14 protein-coding genes are annotated in these 19,670 nt (G+C 37.5%); 2 read left to right on the forward strand and 12 right to left on the reverse strand.

Annotated elements, in window-relative coordinates; all coding sequences use genetic code 11:
• Positions 1-7: 7 nt before the first annotated feature.
• The 12 genes from H9I37_RS07295 to H9I37_RS07350 all read right to left on the reverse strand — a co-directional run bounded on the left by H9I37_RS07295 (position 8) and on the right by H9I37_RS07350 (position 13,088).
• On the reverse strand, positions 8-1,300 hold the full coding sequence (locus tag H9I37_RS07295; protein ID WP_187381789.1) for a lipid II:glycine glycyltransferase FemX: 1,293 nt from the start codon (positions 1,298-1,300) through the stop codon (positions 8-10).
• 66 nt (positions 1,301-1,366) lie between these two features.
• Positions 1,367-3,682 (reverse strand): methionine--tRNA ligase, encoded by a 2,316-nt coding sequence (gene metG / locus H9I37_RS07300; protein WP_187381790.1) that lies wholly within the window; start codon positions 3,680-3,682, stop codon positions 1,367-1,369.
• Between the two features lie 82 nt (positions 3,683-3,764).
• Positions 3,765-4,559 (reverse strand): tRNA pseudouridine(38-40) synthase TruA, encoded by a 795-nt coding sequence (truA, locus tag H9I37_RS07305; RefSeq protein WP_187381791.1) that lies wholly within the window; start codon positions 4,557-4,559, stop codon positions 3,765-3,767.
• Positions 4,559-5,437, reverse strand: a complete 879-nt coding sequence (locus tag H9I37_RS07310; RefSeq protein WP_187381792.1) for a DUF2225 domain-containing protein — start codon at positions 5,435-5,437, stop codon at positions 4,559-4,561. Before H9I37_RS07310 ends, truA begins: the two co-directional genes overlap by 1 nt.
• Positions 5,434-5,811: a holo-ACP synthase gene (locus tag H9I37_RS07315; protein WP_187381793.1), complete on the reverse strand. Its 378-nt coding sequence runs from the start codon at positions 5,809-5,811 to the stop codon at positions 5,434-5,436. Before H9I37_RS07315 ends, H9I37_RS07310 begins: the two co-directional genes overlap by 4 nt.
• A 6-nt stretch (positions 5,812-5,817) precedes the next feature.
• Positions 5,818-6,822 (reverse strand): CdaR family protein, encoded by a 1,005-nt coding sequence (locus H9I37_RS07320; protein ID WP_187381794.1) that lies wholly within the window; start codon positions 6,820-6,822, stop codon positions 5,818-5,820.
• Positions 6,797-7,615 carry a diadenylate cyclase CdaA gene (gene cdaA, locus H9I37_RS07325; protein WP_187381795.1) on the reverse strand — a complete coding sequence of 273 codons (819 nt, stop codon included), beginning with the start codon at positions 7,613-7,615 and terminating at the stop codon, positions 6,797-6,799. The genes H9I37_RS07320 and cdaA overlap by 26 nt, the downstream gene beginning before the upstream one ends.
• A 21-nt stretch (positions 7,616-7,636) precedes the next feature.
• Positions 7,637-8,440 (reverse strand): dihydropteroate synthase, encoded by an 804-nt coding sequence (gene folP, locus H9I37_RS07330; protein ID WP_187381796.1) that lies wholly within the window; start codon positions 8,438-8,440, stop codon positions 7,637-7,639.
• The gene (gene dxs / locus H9I37_RS07335; protein WP_486389522.1) at positions 8,422-10,356 is read right to left on the reverse strand and encodes a 1-deoxy-D-xylulose-5-phosphate synthase; all 1,935 of its coding nucleotides are present in this window, start codon (positions 10,354-10,356) and stop codon (positions 8,422-8,424) included. The genes folP and dxs overlap by 19 nt, the downstream gene beginning before the upstream one ends.
• Before the next feature lie 216 nt (positions 10,357-10,572).
• Positions 10,573-11,592, reverse strand: coding sequence for a tRNA (adenosine(37)-N6)-dimethylallyltransferase MiaA (gene miaA / locus H9I37_RS07340; RefSeq protein WP_222864190.1), 1,020 nt, complete (start codon positions 11,590-11,592; stop codon positions 10,573-10,575).
• The gene (locus tag H9I37_RS07345; RefSeq protein WP_187381797.1) at positions 11,576-11,773 is read right to left on the reverse strand and encodes a DNA-directed RNA polymerase subunit omega; all 198 of its coding nucleotides are present in this window, start codon (positions 11,771-11,773) and stop codon (positions 11,576-11,578) included. Before H9I37_RS07345 ends, miaA begins: the two co-directional genes overlap by 17 nt.
• A 124-nt stretch (positions 11,774-11,897) precedes the next feature.
• Complete coding sequence (locus H9I37_RS07350; protein ID WP_187381798.1) at positions 11,898-13,088, reverse strand: serine hydrolase domain-containing protein; 1,191 nt, start codon at positions 13,086-13,088, stop codon at positions 11,898-11,900.
• A 65-nt stretch (positions 13,089-13,153) separates the two neighbouring features.
• On the opposite strand from H9I37_RS07350, the gene H9I37_RS07355 reads away from it, so the two are divergent.
• Both H9I37_RS07355 and H9I37_RS07360 read left to right on the forward strand, forming a co-directional pair.
• Positions 13,154-16,186 carry a PD-(D/E)XK nuclease family protein gene (locus H9I37_RS07355; protein ID WP_187381799.1) on the forward strand — a complete coding sequence of 1,011 codons (3,033 nt, stop codon included), beginning with the start codon at positions 13,154-13,156 and terminating at the stop codon, positions 16,184-16,186.
• Positions 16,183-19,659, forward strand: a complete 3,477-nt coding sequence (locus tag H9I37_RS07360) for a UvrD-helicase domain-containing protein (RefSeq protein ID WP_187381800.1) — start codon at positions 16,183-16,185, stop codon at positions 19,657-19,659. Before H9I37_RS07355 ends, H9I37_RS07360 begins: the two co-directional genes overlap by 4 nt.
• The last annotated feature ends 11 nt before the right edge of the window (positions 19,660-19,670 follow it).

Genomic DNA, 19,670 nt, shown 5'->3' on the forward strand with positions numbered 1-19,670 from the left:
GATTGTGCTATCTGCCTTTCAATTTTTTTATAATTTTTTTAAACCAGAACGCACGCAGATTTTCCATCAAACTGTAAAAAATGTAATAAATTTTTAAAGAAACGTCCCAACTTCCTGTGCGGTGAATATTTTTCCCACCAAAATTTGCTTTGAACATATAAAGCCCATGCATCGGATGATTTTCATCTTTTCCTTCCGGCGGGATTCCGTACATGTCGTAGTATTTTGAACCGTATGCTTTTGCATCTTTTATAGCTGTCCACTGCAAAAAGTGGTTTGGCATCAAGTTTCGTTTTGAGTTGCTGCTTGCTCCATAAAGGTAAACAGCTTCATCGTGGCTGAACAAAGTCATAATGCCGGCAATTGCATCGCCGTCGTGCTCTGCGATATATAAGCTGATTAAAGGGACGTCTTTTCCGCTGTTAATCCGTTCCGCAGAAAATTTAATCAAATCAAGATAATAAGATTTTGCATGGCAGGAATTTCCATCTCGTGCGTTTGTTTCCTTAGTCAACTGATAAAATTTATCAATTTTCTGAGTGATTTCAGGATCATCGCCGAAATAACGCTTAATCAAAACTCCTTTTTTTTCACTCAGACGAATGTTGTAACGCCATTTTGAGTGCATTCGAGAGAAAATTTCTTCTTCAGTGCAACACAAATCTACAAGAGTTGAATCGGGCGGCTGAATATCGACTTTGCTTTTTTTTAGGTGCAGTCTGTCTGCAAAGGCGACCATTTTTATTCCATAATTAAAAAAATCACGGTCGTCAGGCTCTCTAAAAGATACATCAGGGTCAAAACGAATCACAATTGTGTTTTTTGGAAGAAGAGGTTTTAGAGAATATGCAATCTCTGTCAAAAAATGCGCAAACTCAATAGACTGAGTTTCGGGTGTCACGATATTTTCGCTGATTACAGAAATGTCTTCCGTTTCAGAATCTTTTTCTTCAAATGTTTTGTCTATTATTTCTTCCGGGGTGCATTCGTACAAAAGCTTTGGAAAAAGCGGAATATACGCTATCGAAAACATTCCTCGTGCAAAATTTCTATTTAATACGGCGACTTCATATCTTTTTTTGGTGCAAAGTTTGCCCGAATTTGCCGATTTTTTTTCGTTGCACTCGCAGTTTTGATTTTCGTCTTCTGCAAAAATATCAGGCAAATATGCAGATATTTCAAAACGTCTGTATGACCAACCGTGACGTGATTTAAAATCACACCAGAAAGGTGTCTGCAAAAACGAGCCGTCGTTCTGATGTTTTGTATCGTCAATCAGTTTTGCTTCAATGTTAAACATTTGCACATATTAGCATATATATTTTTTTTAGTCTTTACCTATGACAGCTGATGACAGCTGCAAAAATTATCCTATTTCAGAGTTTAACGCTTTTGATGTTGTGATTGCTTTTCCATCTGCGACAAGTTTCTTACCTGCAATCTCTACAAAACCGTTGACTGCATTGATTGAGACAGCAAAAAACTGCTCTGCATTGATTTCCGCCTTTTTTGTTTCTTGGTTTGTCCCTTCAATTACAACTTTTGTTCCCGGTTTTGCCCAACTTGCGTCAAGAACTTCAACACAATCTTTTCCTTCGGAATCTTTATAGTCACCAGCGAGAAGCATTCCTCGACTTTCAACTCCACGCATAGTTCTAGGAGCGAGATTTGAAACGATTATGACATGCTTTCCGAGAAGTTCAGATTCTTTGAGATACATTCGAAGACCAGACTGAATTGTACGTGGAATTCCACTGCCGTCGTCGAGAGTTTCTATGTAGAGTTTTTCAGCTTCAGGATTCGGTTTTACATCCACGATTTTTGCGACTGTCAGCTCTATCGCAGAATTGAAAAACGCTTCCTGCTGTTCGACAGGCAATACTACTGGTTTGCTTTTATCAGTTTTTTTCTCTTTCTTTTCGGTTTTAGAGTTATCGTTTCCGCGTTCATTTTGCTTACCGCTAAACTTTTCGCGGAATGAAAGCATAGTTTTTTGATCCATCGGCTTAAAGTAGATTTCAGTTGCGCCGACTTTTTCAAGCCCTTCCATCACGCCGATGTCTGCCCAATTGTAGCCAGGTTTTGAATCAGTTCCAACTTTAGTTTCTGCAATTGTTTTTCCAAAATACGACATTATTTTTTGCGTATATTGCGGCATGTAAGGGTTCATCATGATCATCAAATCTTTTATAACATAACACAAATTGTAGATAAGAGATTCTGCGAGCTCAGGATTTTCTGTGCGCGCTTTCCAAGGCTCTGTAGCTTGAAATTTTTTGTTGCATATATCGGCAATCTCAAACATCGTGTGGAATGCATCTTTCAAATCTGCCCATTCAAGATAATCAGTCGCTTTTTTTTCAAGCTCCAAAATTTTTGACCAAAGTTTTTTATCAACAGGAGCATTAGGAATAATTCCGTCGTAATATTTGTTTACAAAAAGAAGAGTTCGGTTTACAAGGTTTCCAAGATTGCCTATCAATTCCGAATTGAGTTTTTCCATAAAGTCTTTCCATGTAAACTGAAAATCTTGTTTTTCCGGTCTGTTATAGAAAATATAAAAACGCCATGCATCGGAAGGGATGCCGGTTTCAATGGCGTCTGTTCCGAAAACTCCTATTCCACGACTTTTAGAAAATTTTCCGCTTTCATAATTTAAATATTCTGTTGAAGACATGTGGTGAAGTTTTGTCCAGTTGTGAGGAGAGCCGAGCAGCGTTGACGGGAAAATCACTGTATGAAATGGAATATTGTCTTTTCCGATAAATTGAAAAAGCTCAACTTTTCCTTTTTGTTTTGCCTGCTCTGATTCTGAAGGCAGCCACCACGATTTCCAATCGTAAGACTGTTTCCCTTCTTTTGAAAGTTCATCAGCAAGCTGCTTTGTAATAGAGATGTACCCGATTGGGGCATTAAACCAAACATAAAAAACTTTATCTTCATAGCCAGATTTTGGAACAGGAATACCCCATTTTAAGTCTCGTGTAATTGCGCGTTCGTTTAGACCGTCTCGAATCCAAGCTTTTGTTATGTTGATAGCGTTGTCAGACCAGCGCCCCTCTTTTGAAGCATCGACCATCCACGAGTCAAGTTTTTTACTCAATGATGGAAGGTCTATATATAGATGTTTTGTCTCTTTTACGATTGGGGTTGAACCACACGTATGGCATTTTGGATCTTTTAATTCGATTGGGTCAAGCAACGAACCGCAGTTATCGCACTGGTCTCCGCGAGCCCCTGAACTTCCGCATTTCGGGCAAATTCCATCGACATAGCGGTCTGCAAGAAACATGTTGCAGTGTGGGCAAAAAAGCTGCTTGTTGACGTGCTCTTTTATCAATCCTGCATCATCTAGATCTTTAAACAAAGACTGAGTGATTTCAGTACACTGTTTGTTAGAAGTTCGACCGAATTTATCAAAATTGATGTGAAACCAGTCATAGATTTTGATGTGCTCTGCATAATAATAATCGCATAGTTCTCTGGGAGTTTTGTTTTCTTCAATCGCTTTAGTTTCTGTAGCAGTTCCGTATTCATCTGTTCCGCAGATATAAAGAGTGTCGTAGCCTCGGTTTCGGCAAAAACGCGCAAAAACATCACCTGAAAGCATCTGGATCAAATTTCCCAGATGCGGAATATTATTTACATAAGGTAATGCGGAGGTAATCAGTCGTCTGTTCATTTATTTTCCCCAAAAAATATTTTGTATGATAATCGAGATATTTTAACGTTTTTTTTGGGGTTATACAATGTTGCGCAAAAAATCAGACATGCTTTCTAACGCCATCAAACTTAACTTTATATAAAAACAAACCTGTTGGAGGCGCTGTGACTCCTGCCTTTGTACGATCTTTTGCAGCAAGGAGTTTTTCCATCGTATCATCTTTTGCACAAGTTTTATCAAGTGTTATCAATGTTCCTGTCAGCGTCCTTACCATTTTCCACAAAAATGCATTTGCTTCAATCTGAAAAACTAGAATATCATTTCCCCATATATCTTTTTGAATAAAAAAAGCCGCATCGTCTATGTAGCGAAAAGTTGAAACAGAATCATCTCCTTTTGCCGCAAACGATGAGCAGTCTAATTCTCCCCTCAAGCATTTGCAGTATCTGTTTAATCTTTCCACATTCGGCTCGTAATTTTTTACAAACCAGCTATATCTTAAATTATTTGCAGAAACAGAGCATCCGAACGATATAAAATATCTGTAAACACGGCTTGTAGCAGATTTCCTTGCGCTAAAATCTTGCGGAACTTCTTTTGAATCGATAATCCTTACGTCTTTTGGTAAAAATCCGTTTATTGCGCGCAGATAATTTTCTGCGGGGATTGTATCAATCGGAGTATAAAAATTTGCTGCCTGACCTAGTGCATGAACCCCGCTGTCTGTGCGTCCTGAACCGTAAAGCTGAATCTTTTGTTTGTGGATTTTTTCCAATGCAGTTTCGACTTCGCTCTGAACAGTCCGTTCTGCCTGCCCACCTAAAACATCATCTTGACGCTGCCAGCCGCAAAAATCAGTTCCATCATAAGAGATTGTCAATAAAATATTACGCATCAGAAGTTATCATCATTTACAAGCTTAGACAGATTATCGTACAAATCGCGTGCGTGTTCCAAAAGCGGTCCCGGTTTATTTTTTGATGATTTACCAAGTCCAAAAATGCGGGCGATTGCAGTTTTTGACTCTGAAAGCTTTTTTAACCTAAGCTGAATATCGTTTGTCTGCCCATACTTGTATTCAAGAAGCCCACACAAATATATAACGCCGTCCCAACCGTAATTTTTATCTATATCCGGTCCCATATTTGGAAGAGTTGAGCTTTTTTCCAGACGTTTTTCTTCATTTATGACTGCCTGTTGATAAAAAAACAGCGCTTTGCTGTAAAACATCTTCGAAACTATATCGTAGTTGTGCCCAGAGCATCGTTCATTTATGTCTTGTGTAAGCCATGCAAGCCTAAGTGAGAGGATTGCTTTTTTCATCGTCGGAAGAGCATAAGCACCCATATCATCATACGTCATCAATGCCAAATAATACATCGCCGTACCATCGTATAATGTCCTTTCGTGTTTAAGATTGAAATAAGGAAAAATCTCTTCACATGCACATTTTCGTTTATCAGAATGTTCGTATAGTTTATCGCCATCTTCAGGAGCTATTTTTTCTGTAAAATCGTTCCAAAAAAATGCGGAATAGCAATTAGGGCAAACGCCAATTTCATAAATAAGAGGATAGACGCGGCCATATTTTGCTGACGGTTCAAAAATACGATGAAGCTCTTCTGTAAGACCACCGGCAATCATGCGTCCGTTACCGCTTCGCATTATCTCACGTTCAAAATGTTTTTGGCAGATTGGACAACTGCATTTTTCTTTTGACCAGTAAGATATTGGAAGTTTTTTCTTTTCGACATTTTTAGATTGTCCCATCATTCCCCCTTTTCTATTACAACAAATGCAAGTGCATATTCTTTTTCGTGACTGAGAGAAACGTGAACTCTACATTCCCCGCACCTTTCTTTCAACAGATTTATAGCAGATTTTTGAAAATTCAAAAAAGGCTTTCCGTTTTCGTCTTTCGTTATGTATACATCCTTTAGCTCAAAACCTGAAAGTCCCGTTCCAAGAGCTTTTGAAAAAGCTTCTTTAGCTGCAAACCTCACAGCGAGATGTTGACACATTGCAAAAATATTTTTCCCTTTTGAAACTTCCCTTTCATTAAAGAATCTGTCAATCATCTGCGGATTTTTTACCCATTTTTCAAAACGCTTGACTTCTGCAATATCACTTCCAATTCCGTAAATCATCAGATGCTAACTCTCCTGCTGTTCTTTAGTACTGAGTTCCGATGTATCAGACTGGCGCTCATTTTCAGCTTTTTTGACAACTTTTACGCTTATATAGTCATGCGACTTGTTTTTGATTTCAATATCAGATGGAATATTATATTTTAAATGAATCTCGTAAGTTCCCGGCTCTTTTATATCTGAAAAATTTGCTTGAACCGAATTTTTCAGAAGAATAAACTTTTCAAGCTCAATCATTTTTCCAAAAAGCGTAAAACTGACTTTTGGAACTTGACCGTCAACCATTAAGCCATCAGGGATATTGAGCAACTCAACTGAAACGTCTTCAAACGTATGCTCGTCCTGTACTTGGCTGATTGAAACTTCAGCTTTATAAGGACCGGAATCTCCAATTGAAACAAACTTTGAAGGATTTTGAAATCCTACTTCGGTAGAAAAATTTGTTTCTGCATTTGAGACATTTATCCGTTGCGTATAAATTTCGTTCAAAGAATTGACAATTGATTCCGGACCTGTGATGAGAGCAGTTGAAGGCGTCATCAAAACACTGTCTACCTGATAGCCGTGTGCGGCAGCCCCTACGATTGACGGTGCAATGTTTACATACTTCGATTCAACTTTTTCAACATCGAGTTCTATATTTTCCTGACGAAGTTTTATTTCTAGGATATCGAACTGCAATAATTTTTCCGAAATCTCAATTTTTACAGGAACGGTATATGTTCCTTTTTTCACTATATTGTTTAAATTTATAGTTGCGGTGATATCGTTTTTCTGAATGCTCATTATTTCATTTTCACCGGCTTTTACAACTACAGATACAGATGATGGAACATCGCCGACAGGCATCACAATTCCTTCATTTTGGATTTTTAGAGGAACTACAAAAATCTTTTTTTCTACAAGAGATGCCTGATGGAAAATGTAAATAAAAATCGCTATCACTAGGCAGATGACTTTTGCTGGCCATTCATTGCGGAGTTTGTCAATTATTCGTGTTTTCATGCTCATCGACAGTATCCTCCAGAGTTTTTTCTGCTGATGTTATTTCAAGCAAATTTTCTAAAACTTTACGAACTTCAGAAACGGAAAGGTCATAGTTCAGTTTTGAGTCATACGCAAGGCTGAGCGCCCCTGTCTCTTCTGATACAACTAAAACGACTGCATCGGAAACTTCTGAAAGACCAAGCGCCGCCCGGTGACGTGTACCAAAAGTCTTTTTAATGGAATAGTTATCGCTTGTCGGTAAAAAACATCCGGCAGCGATCAACTTTCCTCCCTGAATAAAGCATGCCCCGTCGTGTAGCGATGTGTCTTTACCAAAAATCGTCATCAAAAGGCTTGAAGACAAATCTGCATTTAATATTGTTCCTGTCTGGATGATGTTTTCAAGCTGGGTGTGGCGCGTAAAAACAGCAAGCATGCCTCGTCGTTGTTTAGAAAGCATTTCGGCAGCTATCAAAACGGCATCTACATAAGTATGCTTTGAACGGCTTCCAAAAGCAAACCATCCATTCTGCCCTATCCTGATGAATAATTTACGAATTTCCGGCTGAAAAATAAGGGCAAACGCAATCACAAGACCAGGAGCGATGATATTCAAGAGCCAAAGCAACGTCCTTAAATCAAGAATAACTGCAATTCCATAAGCAACACCAACGATGACAAACGCTTTAAGCATCTGGACACCGTTTGTCTTTGAAATAAAATCGTATGCCTTAAACAAAATAAAAGTCAAAACTGCAATATCAAGGACAGGTCTGACAAAGTCATATAGATAAAGAATCCTATCGAAACCTAACATACCAACTATTGTATTATAAAATTAAAGATATTTCATCACTTTTAACGTATCAATTGCTTCAGAAACATCGTGAACGCGGATTATTTTTGCACCTTTTTGGACCGAAATCATATCTGCAGCCAACGTTCCTGCAAGCCTTTTATCGGCTGTCTTTCCTGTCATCTCTCCGATGCAGCGTTTTCTGGAAAGCGCCATTAAAATCGTATATCGTCCATCACAGATTTTGTCTGTATTTTTTATGAGAGCTATAGATTCTTGGTTTGTTTTATAAAAACCGATTCCCGGATCTACTATGATTTTTTCTTTTGAAATTCCGTGAGATATACAATATTCGGCACGTTGATTTAAAAAGTTATTTACAGTTTTCACCCCACCGGGACCGTTGTGCATTAAAACAACAGTGACACCGCTTTTTGCAACAAACTCTACACATTCGTCATTTACTGAGCAGTCTTGCCCACATGTTTTCCCTGACAATGACATAACATCATTCCAGATATCTGCTCCTTCTGAAAAAGCAGCAGCAAAAACTTCCAGTTTTGTAGTATCGACTGATATTGGGATATCTGACTGTTTCCTTATCTCACGAATAATCGGGATTATCCTTTTTATCTCTTCATCGGCAGAGATAGGAGTAAACCCTGGTCTCGTTGATTCGCCGCCAATATCTATGATATCAGCTTCTTGGTTAATAAGGTCAAATGCACGTTCTACGCCGCCGCGGCTTTGTTCAAAAAAAGAATCCGGCGTTGCGTTCACAATTCCCATAACAAGGGCAGCTCTGTCTGTCTTTACTGTTTTTTTTCCTAACTCAATCTGGAACATTCTTTAATCGCCTTTTGTATATATTCATGAGAAAGCCCCGTCATTTCAAGAACTTCTTCACGACTTCCATGATTAAAAAATTTGTCATCAAAACCAAGAACTTTCGTGTTTGTCATTCCGTTTTTAGCGAGCAATCCTTTTAAATGCTCTCCTATGCCACCGATTTTTACTCCATCTTCAACAAAAACAACACCATCATATTTTTTTGCAATTTCAATAAAATATGTTTCGTCAAAAGGCTTTATAAATCGGAGCATGTATATATCAGCATAACCACCATCGAGCATCACAGCGCGCACAGCTTTTTGAACTTCTGAATACATGCCGCCTGTTGCGACAACAAGTATTTTTGATTTCCGACCTTCAAGTTCGGCATCACTTATATTTTCGATTACAAATTCGCTGCAAGGAATGAAAATCCCTCGTCCAAGTTCAATAGGCTGACTAAACTGAGGGATTTCTGTAGGGCATGAAAGTTTTGGATAGCGGATGATAACGGAAGAACCGTCATTTATTGCCCAATCAAGGCACAGCTTCATATCTTCGGCGCTGCTGACAGTCAGAAACTGAATTTCAGGTACAGGTCTAAAAAGCGCAATATCGTAAATACCTTGATGTGTAACGCCATCTCCCGGAACTGCACCTGCACGGTCAAGCATAAAAACTGCATGGAGCTTTTGAAGAGCGATATCGTGGATAATTTGGTCAACCGCACGCTGCATAAAAGTAGAATAAATGCAAACAACAGGGATTTTTCCGCCTTTAGAAAGCCCTGCAGCAAAGGTGACTGCATGCTCTTCTGCAATTCCAACATCAAAAAATCTATCCGGAAATTTGTGTGAAAATTGATAAAGCCCCGTCCCTTTTGCCATCGCAGCTGTGACTGTCACAATCTCTTTGTTCATTAAACCTTGCTGACAAATCAGATTGCTGAAATTTTCTGTAAAACTTGTAGTGTCAAATTTTTCTACAGCTCCGTCGCTTATCTGAAAAGGCCCGATTCCGTGAAATAATTCGGGATTGTTTTCTGCGGGACTATATCCTTTTCCTTTTTTTGTGACTATATGGACGACGACAGGTCTGTGAAGTTTTACAACTTGTCTAAAAACCTTTTCGAGTTCTGCCGCATTATGACCATCGAGAGGTCCAACGTATTCAAATCCCAAATCTACAAAAACATTATTTGTCAGAAAAAGACCTTTGATTGCTCTCTTAAACCGAAATATGATTTTTTCAAACGCACGTCCGATATATGGAATTTTATCTATCAGCTTGTCAGCTTTATATCTGAAAGTCTGATATCCTGCTGTCATTGTAAGGCGGCTTAAATAACGAGAAACAGAGCCGGTATTGTGGTCTATAGACATTTGATTATCGTTCAAAACTATTATCAAATTTTTAGAAAGTTGACCTGCATGTTCAAGACCTTCGAAAGCCATTCCGCCTGTCAAAGCACCGTCTCCGATAACCGCAATCACTTTGCCCTTATCTCCGTTTAATTCACGTGCTGTCAAAAGCCCGAGAGCTGATGAAATTGATGTCGATGAATGCCCGTTTATAAAAAAATCGTGGACACTTTCATCTTTATTTGTAAAACCAGAAAGTCCGTTTTTTTGACGAAGTGTAAAAAAGTCTGAATAACGCCCCGTAAGAAGTTTATGAGTATAGCATTGATGACTGACATCCCAGATAATCGCATCTTTAGGACTGTTGAAAACTCTGTGAAGAGCGATTGTCAGTTCAACAACACCAAGATTGCTCGCAAGGTGACCACCGTTTTTTCCGACTACCTCTATGATAGTTTTTCGGATTTCGGCAGCAAGTTGTTTTATATCTTTATGAGAAAGTTTTTTTAGATCATCCGGGGAATGAATTTTGCTAAGTAAAATAATTTTTCTCCTAGCACTGTCGGTTATATTTTATTTAAAATTCAGACAAAGCCGACAATGATATTTCAGTTTAAAAAAAAGACCGCACAAAACTTTTGTTTGCACGGTCTGTTGACACATAGTTTTGGCATAAAAACTATTTGTTCTTATGTCGATTACGTCTAAGAATCTTCTTTCGCTTATGTGTCGCCATCTTCTGGCGCTTTCTTTTCTTTCCACAAGGCATGAGGTGGCACTCCTACTTTATAAAGTCTTTGTATTATCGCAAAATTTATTTTTAAAGTCAATAGTCAGCATATTGATTTTGTCATAGTCAATTTCCGCTTCTCCGGAACTAGAATTTCTAAATTCTACGGAAATGCTGCCGGGAATATGGCGGATGTAAGTATATTGTTTTTTTGCGTACTTGCAGCTGTGATGCTTTATGCTCTCTTTTATTTTTTCAATTGATTCAAAATCACATGCGGCAGGGATATCTCCATTTTCAAACCATTCGCTGTAACCAATTGCTTTCATTCCAGGAGAGTCTTTTTTATATCCTTTTGCAACAAGTGAACGAACTTCTTTTTCAAGCCCCTGTTCAAACATAACATCTACTCGTTTTTTGATTCTTTGGTACAAAACATCACGGTTTGGCTCAATCACTAAAAATAAAAAATTGTATTTATCGCGAAGTTTTTGTTCGCGTTTGTAACTTGTCCTGTTCTTTCCTGAAAGATAATATACTTCGAGCGCTCGACAAATTCTGTAAGCGTCTTTTACGTGAATCTGAGCAGCACTTTCAGGGTCAATAGTTTTTAATTCGTCATAAAGCTTTTGATTTCCTTCTTTTTCAATTCTGTCTTTGAGCTTTTTACGAAGGATTTCATCGCTTACTGGGGTTTGTGCAACGCCGTACAAAAAGTTACGAATATAAAATCCAGTTCCGCCGCAAACTACAGGAATTTTCCCACGTCTGTAGATATCTACGCAAAGTTTATCCGCATCATCTACAAAAAGAGAAACATTGTATTGCATGTCTGGAGATAAAATATCTATAAGATGATGAGGAATTTCACGGCAAAAATCGGCATCAGGTTTTGCGGTTCCGATATTCATGTCTTTGTAAACAGCCTGAGAATCAGCACTGATGATTTCTGCATTTAAAATAAAATGACTGCCTGATTTAGAAAACAATTCTTTAGTCAAGGCAGTCTTTCCGGACGCAGTCGGCGCAAAAATCACAATAACCGGAATTTTCACATCGTTAGTCTTTTTGTTCAATGCGATAAGTTACTTTTTTTGTAAAAAGTTGTCTTGCAGCGATACAGACAACTTTATCGTGGTTTGCAGCAATTTCAGGATCTTGAACTTTAGCCATCTGATATGCGCGAATGCTTGCCGCAACTGTAATTTCATAAATATTATCGTTGAATTCAACTAATTGTTCCAAAGGAAATACCATATAATATACCTCTACCTTAATTGCTTCATCTTAACGACAAGGATAAATAGTGTCAATTATCATGTTCTGTCCGGTACATTCTGCCATTCCACACTCAATCTGCAATCGTCGACTCGGCTTACAATCAGAGTGAAGTGTAAACTATATCTTTTACCTTGCGTGCAGTTGCAGTAAGTCCGCTATCAGGTCTCTGCATTGTCAAAACAAGGCAAAGTTTATTTTTAAGGTCGATTGATACAAAAGCGCCAAGCCATCCGTCCCAACCGAATTCGCCGAATTCTGTGATTGTCTTACATTTTCCGGGTTCAAAGGCGATGCGCATAAAATTGCAGTAAGTGTATCCGCTCAAATGTTCCATCTTTTGATTAAATTTTTGCTGGATGTCATCTCTAAGCCTTGCAGACGCAATATACTCAACAGTCTGTTTTTTAAGAATCCTGCGTCCGTTAAATTCGCCGCCATCAGCGAGCATGCAGGCAAACTTCATATAGTCGTCGATTGTGGAACAGAGTCCGGCACCGCCGCTTTCAAATGAAGGTTTATGATCCATCCTATATTGAATGCCCAAATTGCATGAAGAAAAATGTTCAAGCGTCTTTGCCCAATATGCTTTTGCGAGACGATGTTGTTTTTCATTAGGAACGTAAAACGATGTATCATTCATTCCAAGCGGTTCAAAAATTCGCTTTTGCAGAAATTTGCTCAACTTCATTCCGCTGATTTTTTCTATCACAGCTCCCATGATATCTGCAGAAAATCCATAATTAAAATTTGTACCTGGCTCAAAACTGACTGGAATCTTTGAGAGGCGACTGGCAACTTGCTGAGTTGTTATTTTGAATAAGCCTTCGCTATCTTTGTTTAATTCTGCAATCAAATCCGATGTGAGGTGTTCCCCGAGCGTGCAATCTTTATTCCAAGCCCCATAAGTATAACCGCTAGTCATATTCATCAAATCCTGAATCAAGATGTTGCGGCATGCCATGCGAGCTTTTCCGTCACGCCCTTTGTCTGTACAAACATGAAGATTTTCAAATTCAGGAAGATAATATGAAAGTTCTTCTCCAAGGTCTAATTTACCTTCTTCAAGCAAGCTCAAAGCAGCGACGCTTACAATAGGTTTTGTCATCGAATAAAGGCGGACAATTGTATCTCTTGCGTATTTTTTACCGTTTTCGATATCTGCCATACCTGATTCAAAGTACCCTTGCTCAAATCCATCTTTGTAGACAAGAGCGTTTACTCCTGCAAGGCGCTTTTCTCTTACAGAATTATCTAGAACATTCTGTATATTTTTCAAGTTGTTGTAATTCATATAACTGATTATAAACTCTTATCTTCGATTTTGCCATTTGATGTTTTCTGATATATATTAATTGTATGAAAAGTGTTTCTTTACCTTCGAATCAAATTGGACAAATCATCTCTAAAAATATATCTGATTTGGACACGGTTTTTGTTTTTCCAACCGACACTGTCCTAAACAGCTGGATTGACTGGGCACTCACAAACATAGAAAAAACAGGAGTTGAAGCGATTTCGCTGGAGCAGTTTATTGCATGGGATAATTTTAAGAGCATCTATTTGAAAGCAGAACGAAATAATTTTACGGCAATTCCGTCTATTTTGCGAAAGATGTTTGCGTATGACATTATCGCGCGCAATGCAGAAAAACCGCAAAACGAACGCCTTCGGTCAGTTATAAACAGTGAAGATAAATATGCTGAAAATGCGGACTCTTTTGCCGGTTGGCTCTGCAAAAATCTTCCGGCACTGGACTTTTGGAATAAAAGGCTTATATCAAATAAAATTGATTACGGTGAACTTGATTTTGAAGATAAAGATTATCTGTATATCTACGAAGAGTATAAAAAGTTTTTACATGACAACAACATGTTCGAACCTTCTTGGATTGAAGATGTTAAGCTCTCAGACAAATCTAAAAAGTTTTTATTGTTTTACCCGGAACTTTTGGAAGATATTCAAGATTATAAAGATATTTTCAGCGACTGCGATAACATAACTTTGTACACTTTGCCGAAAGATATTCCTTCTCCGCTTTCTTACGAATATCCGGACTCAAGAAAAGAACTGCGCCACACAATTCTTCGTATAATAGACATAGCGCAGTCTGGAAAAGCCGACTGGTCTGAAATTGCGCTCAACATTCCTGATTTAGAAACTTACCGTCCATATATCGAGCGAGAATTTTCTATTTATGAAGTTCCTTATGTTATAAAAGCAGGTTCTCCGCTTACAAAAAACTGTGCCGGACGCATTTTCAGAGAAATATACAATTGCTTTTCGGAAAATTTCACATTCGACAGTGTGAGGACACTTTTGCTAGACCATTGCGTCCCGTGGAAAGAAGAATATCAGTCGCTTAGAGAAAACTTGATCCGTGAAGGAAAAAACATGCGGTGTATATGTTCTCCTGAGGAAAAAGATATCTGGCATGTCGCTTTCGGTTCAAAGATAGCAAGGCTCGAAATCGCATTAAAAAATGAAAATGATAATCAACTAAAAAATCAGTTACAGACCGAAATTGAATATTATAAAAACATGCAGAATTTTTACGGGCACATAAAAGCTTCCGTAGAGAGTTTTTTTGATTCAAAGGCAAACACATTTGAAAATATTCTTCGCGCATGGATGAGTTTTAAAACTCAATTTCTAAAATCTGACGAGGAGTTTTCAGATGAATCAAACAACATATTGAGCCGGTGCATAAAAGAACTTGAAGAAATCATTGAAATTGAAAAAAAATATAACGCCTGCAATCTAAAAATTTCTTCTCCGTTTAATTTTTATCTTGAGCTTCTTGATGAAAAAACTTATACACCTCAAACAAAAAAAACAGGTGTGAACATTTTTAAATATAAACTTACAGCCGCCGCTTATTTTAAGTATCAGTTTGTGATAGATGCTTCTCAAAAAAATCTTGAAGTTCCATACAAACGCCTTACATTTCTAAATTCTACAAAACGAAAAAAACTAAAGCTGACAGACGATGATAAAATTTTATCGGCAGACGAATCATTTATAAAACTATACGCAAAAGACACACAAACTTGTGACAGAAATTTTGTTCACTTTTCATCAGCGACTGAAACTTTTTCAGGATTCTCTATTCCACACAGCGCGCTCTCATCTGTAAATCTCAGCAAAACAGATATTTCAAAGATAAAAGATTTGGCAAACCTCGACGAAAACGATTATGTTTTAGAAGAATACGACATTATTTCATCTGATAAAGAACGAAAAATAAAACTTACAGAAGGTCAAAAAAGAAGTTTTCAAAGCTGGATAGATGCCCAAAAAGATTCAGACACTGAGACGGAGACGGCACAAACTGCCAGTTATGCAGATATCGAAAAATGTTCTGAAAAACTCAAACAGCTTATAAAACTAAGACACGACAAAGACACAGGACTTTTGAGGGTTTCTGCACGCGGCGACCTTGAGCAATTTTTCCCTTGTCCACGACATTGGCTTTTCAAGTCTGTTTTAAAATTGCGTGAAGATACTTTAGACACAAACCTTATGCAAAATTATGATATCGGAAATCTCAATCACACGATTATGGAAATGTTCATGAAAAAATATGAAAAAAAACAACTTCCTTTTTTTTGTGAAAGCGATTCAAAATTCTATGAAATTCCGACAGTTGAAGATTCCAACACCATAAACGCCCAGCCAGTTGACTGCACGACCGAAATCAAAAATCTTATTTATCACGAGATCACCCCGAAAGCTATAAAAGCAAAATCAGATTTTAGAGACAGCCCTCTCGCAATCATAACGCTTGAATCGCAAAAAGACAGCATAAGTTCTGTTATAGAAAATTTTCTTTGTAAACTTCTTTTGCCAACTCCAAAAGGCATTGGAAACTGCACCGTAAAAGCTGTCGAAGATTCCTTTTATGCAAATAAAAATGATTTTATATATTACGGAAAAATCGACTGCGTTCTTCAGTCACCTGAAAAAAAGTTTGTGATAATTGACTACAAAAATACAGCTGCTTCAATACCTACAAAAAAAAGTCTTTTACCCGATGAAAATGGAATACTAAATGATTTTCAGATGCCGCTGTATTATCAATTGATAACCGATGATAACAAAAACGAAGTCGAAGCGTGTATTTTTTATGCAATAAAAACAGGAGATTCTCGTGCAATGGAATCATATCCGACAGAAACGCTAGACCAATACGCACAGACATTTGTCAAAAAAGTAAAAACCGAAGATTTAATTCCTCTTCATTCGGGTATTTTACAGGACAGGCTAAACGTAAAACCTTATGAAAACTGCATAAAATGTTCATACAACACAATCTGCCGGACAACTTTTACAACCGGCAAAAAAGACATAAAGAAAAGCACCGGAAATATCGACTCGGGAGATGTAAAATGAATGATGATTTTTTAAACTTACTTGACCGAAAACTCGACGATAACCAGATTGCAGCGCTCCGCACAACTAAAAATGCTGTGATTGCAGCCGGAGCAGGTTCCGGAAAAACTCAAGTGCTTGCATCAAGGTTTGCGTGGCTTATAATCACAGGACAGGCAAAAGCAGACCAGATTTTGACTCTTACGTTTACAAATAAAGCCGCTGCCGAAATGTACCAAAGGATTTATCACACTATTAAAAAATTTGCAGAACACGAAGTGTGTGAAATTCTTTCGGAACATCAAAAAAAACTCGCTCAGGACGCACTCAAAGATTTTTCATCAGCACATATTCAAACTCTTGACTCGTACTGCACATCAATAGTCCGTCAATGCGCAAATCGTTATGGAATAAAACCGGATTTTTCAATCGGAACAGGAGATGGACAGCGAAGCGTAAAAAACAGCGCTTTTAAATTCATCCTTCAAAATCTCAGCAACAAAGCGGTGGTGACTTTTGCTTCACCCGGAAAAATTCAAGATTTTGCAGAAAACACTTTTGCATCTATCATACTTGATTTTACAAGCCTTGCGACAGAGCCGTGCTATTTTGTAAGAAAGTTTGAAGTTCAAAAACAAGAGATTGTCGAAGCATGGAACAAAATCATAAAAGGAAAGGAAAACGGCTCAATTTATTCATTTATTGACACGATAAAAGAAAATCTTGCGGCTTCAGATAAAAAAAATGATGAGGCAAAAGCCTTGTATGTAAAATCAATTGAAAAAATAATTGAAGAAGCAGAAGAGATTGTCTGCGATAAAGACATCACAAAAGATGACATTGAATCTTCATCATTAGAAAAAAGATTAGATTTTCTCAAAACATTGTTTGACGATATTTTGTCAGCGACTAAGATGACTGGAAAAATAATCGATGTAAGCACAGTCGTCACAAAGCTAAAAAATGAGATTCCGACTTACAAATCAATAATCTCATTTGTAAATCAGTACGATGCGCTCTTGGCATTCAACAAACTTCTCGACGATTTTCTTGAGCAAACAAACAGAGCAAAAAGGATTTCGGGAAATCTTTCATTTAAAGACGTAACAGACCTCGCACTAAAAATTCTGCTTGAAAACGAAGATATACGCAATCAGGAAAAGTCTGCATACAAAAAAATAATGATAGATGAATTCCAAGACAACAACGGAAAAAACAGAGACCTCCTTTATGTTCTTGCATTAAAAAACGGCGAATTTGAGCAAAACGGAAAATGCATAATAGATGTTCCCGAAAATACGACTCTTCACGACTTATTAAAAGACAGCCGCGAAGAAGAAAAATTATTTTTCGTTGGTGATGAAAAGCAGTCGATATATAAATTCCGCGGAGCAGATGTCTCTGTATTCAACGAACTTACAAAAGACGATGAAAATGAAATTGTTTCAATGACATACAATTACCGCTCCGACGCTGTGCTCGTAAAATCATTCAACACGATTTTTAAAAATGGAAATTTCATATTTGAAAACTATGCAGAGACACATTCTAAAATTGATTACGAAGCTTATTACGAAAAAAACGCCGCAAAAAATGGAAAATCTCTTCCTGAGATAACTGCCCAAAATGTCCCTGTTCACACATGTATTTTTGATTCTGATACGGAAACAGACGTCGCTTCAAAAGATCAAATCGCATATTTTATAGCAAAAAAAATCGCTGAAATTGCAGGAGAAAAGAAAAACTGGAGCGATTTTGCAATCCTCGATAAGTCTCGCACAGATCGTGCAATAATCACAAAATACCTCGACATGTTTAAAATTCCATACGAAGTCGACATGTTCAAAAATATTTTTTCTGACGGAGTTGTAAATGATTTTTACAATTTTATGAGAATCTGCGTCTATCCGTCCGATATGAAATCGTTTGCATCATATTTTTGTTCACCTTTTTGTGGACTTACAGAGAATTCTGCACAGACAATTCTTTCTTACATGAATGACCTTGATTTTGATATCACAGATTTTGAAAAACTTAAACTTCTTGAAAAAGAACTTTCCAAATCGGAATTTATAAAACTTGAGTCTGCCATAAACTTTTACAAAGAGAACAAACCGCTCGCCCTTCAGCAAAAAATCACTACGACGGTTTCTTATCTCTGGAACGAAAAAGGTTATAAATATGAGACTATGCTAAGCGAAAAACATAGATTATGTGCGGGGCATTTTGATTTTCTTTTTGAGCTTTCACGACAGGCAGATGAAAACGGGAAAAACATTTCATGGTTTATTGACCAGCTTGACAACTTAAAAAACACTTTTGGTTCAGATGATTCGGATTTGGATGCAGGCGACATTTCTTACCCTTACGAACACGAGCAGGCAGTTCATCTGATGACGATTCACAAAAGCAAAGGGCTTGAATTTGATCACGTATTCGTTTATGGATGCGTCAACGTTAAGCTGAAAAAAGAAAATTCCGATTGTTTTTTTGATGAAAAAGCCGGCGTTTCTATAAAACCTGAAAACGGAAATGGAAACTGGTTTTTTATCAGGCAAAAAGATTTAGCAGTAAAAAAAGAGATTGCGGAGTTTCGCAGATTGATTTACGTCGCAATCACACGTGCAAAAAAAGATATCTATATTGTCGGAAGCTCAAAACTAGATGTTAAATCAAAAGCAAAATGCAAGCTCATTGAAGATTTAATTCTTGGATATTATCAGCCTGATAAAGAATACGATTTTAATCATGAAGCCGGCTTTGACTTTTATAAAATCCCTCCTGTTGAATACAAAACCCTTGTGCACACAAGAGAAAAATCGACAGATGAACTGAGAAAATCGATAATCGCAACAAAAAAAGACAAATATGCGTCATCCGATACAATTAAATACGTCTCAAACAATATTGCACGAAAAACCCCGAGTTCACTTGAACCGGAATTTGTAGAAAGCAAGATGGCAGACGCAGATTCAGGCGAAAAATACGATTCGGCTTCAGATGTGTTAAAAAAATCTGTCTTTACAGCAGCTGATTTTGGTACACTTGCCCACTCATATCTGGAGATGCAGGCAAAGGGAATAAAAGCAGAAGACTATGAACCCGACTCAAAACTTTTAAAAAATCTTTCAGAATCGCAAGTCGAAAAAGCAAAAGCTGACTGCATAAGATTTTGTCATGAATTTGAGCAATGCGAGCTCGGGCTTAAGGTTGAAAATGCAAAAAAGAAAAAATTGTTTATCCGTGCGGAATGGGCTTTTAGAATGTTTTACAAAGATGCAATTTTTACAGGCTCAATCGACTTGATTTTTGAAAACGACGACAATTCTTATACTATTGTCGACTACAAATCAGACAATCAGATAGATGAATCAAAATATGAAGAACAACAAAAAGCATATCGCTACGCAGCATCAAAAATCTTAAAAACAGATGAGGCAAAAATAAGTAATTATCTGTATTTCCTCAAACATAAGAAAATTGTAAAATTATAAAAAGGCGACTA

Source organism: Treponema sp. Marseille-Q3903 (assembly GCF_014334335.1).
Classification (GTDB): domain Bacteria; phylum Spirochaetota; class Spirochaetia; order Treponematales; family Treponemataceae; genus Treponema_D.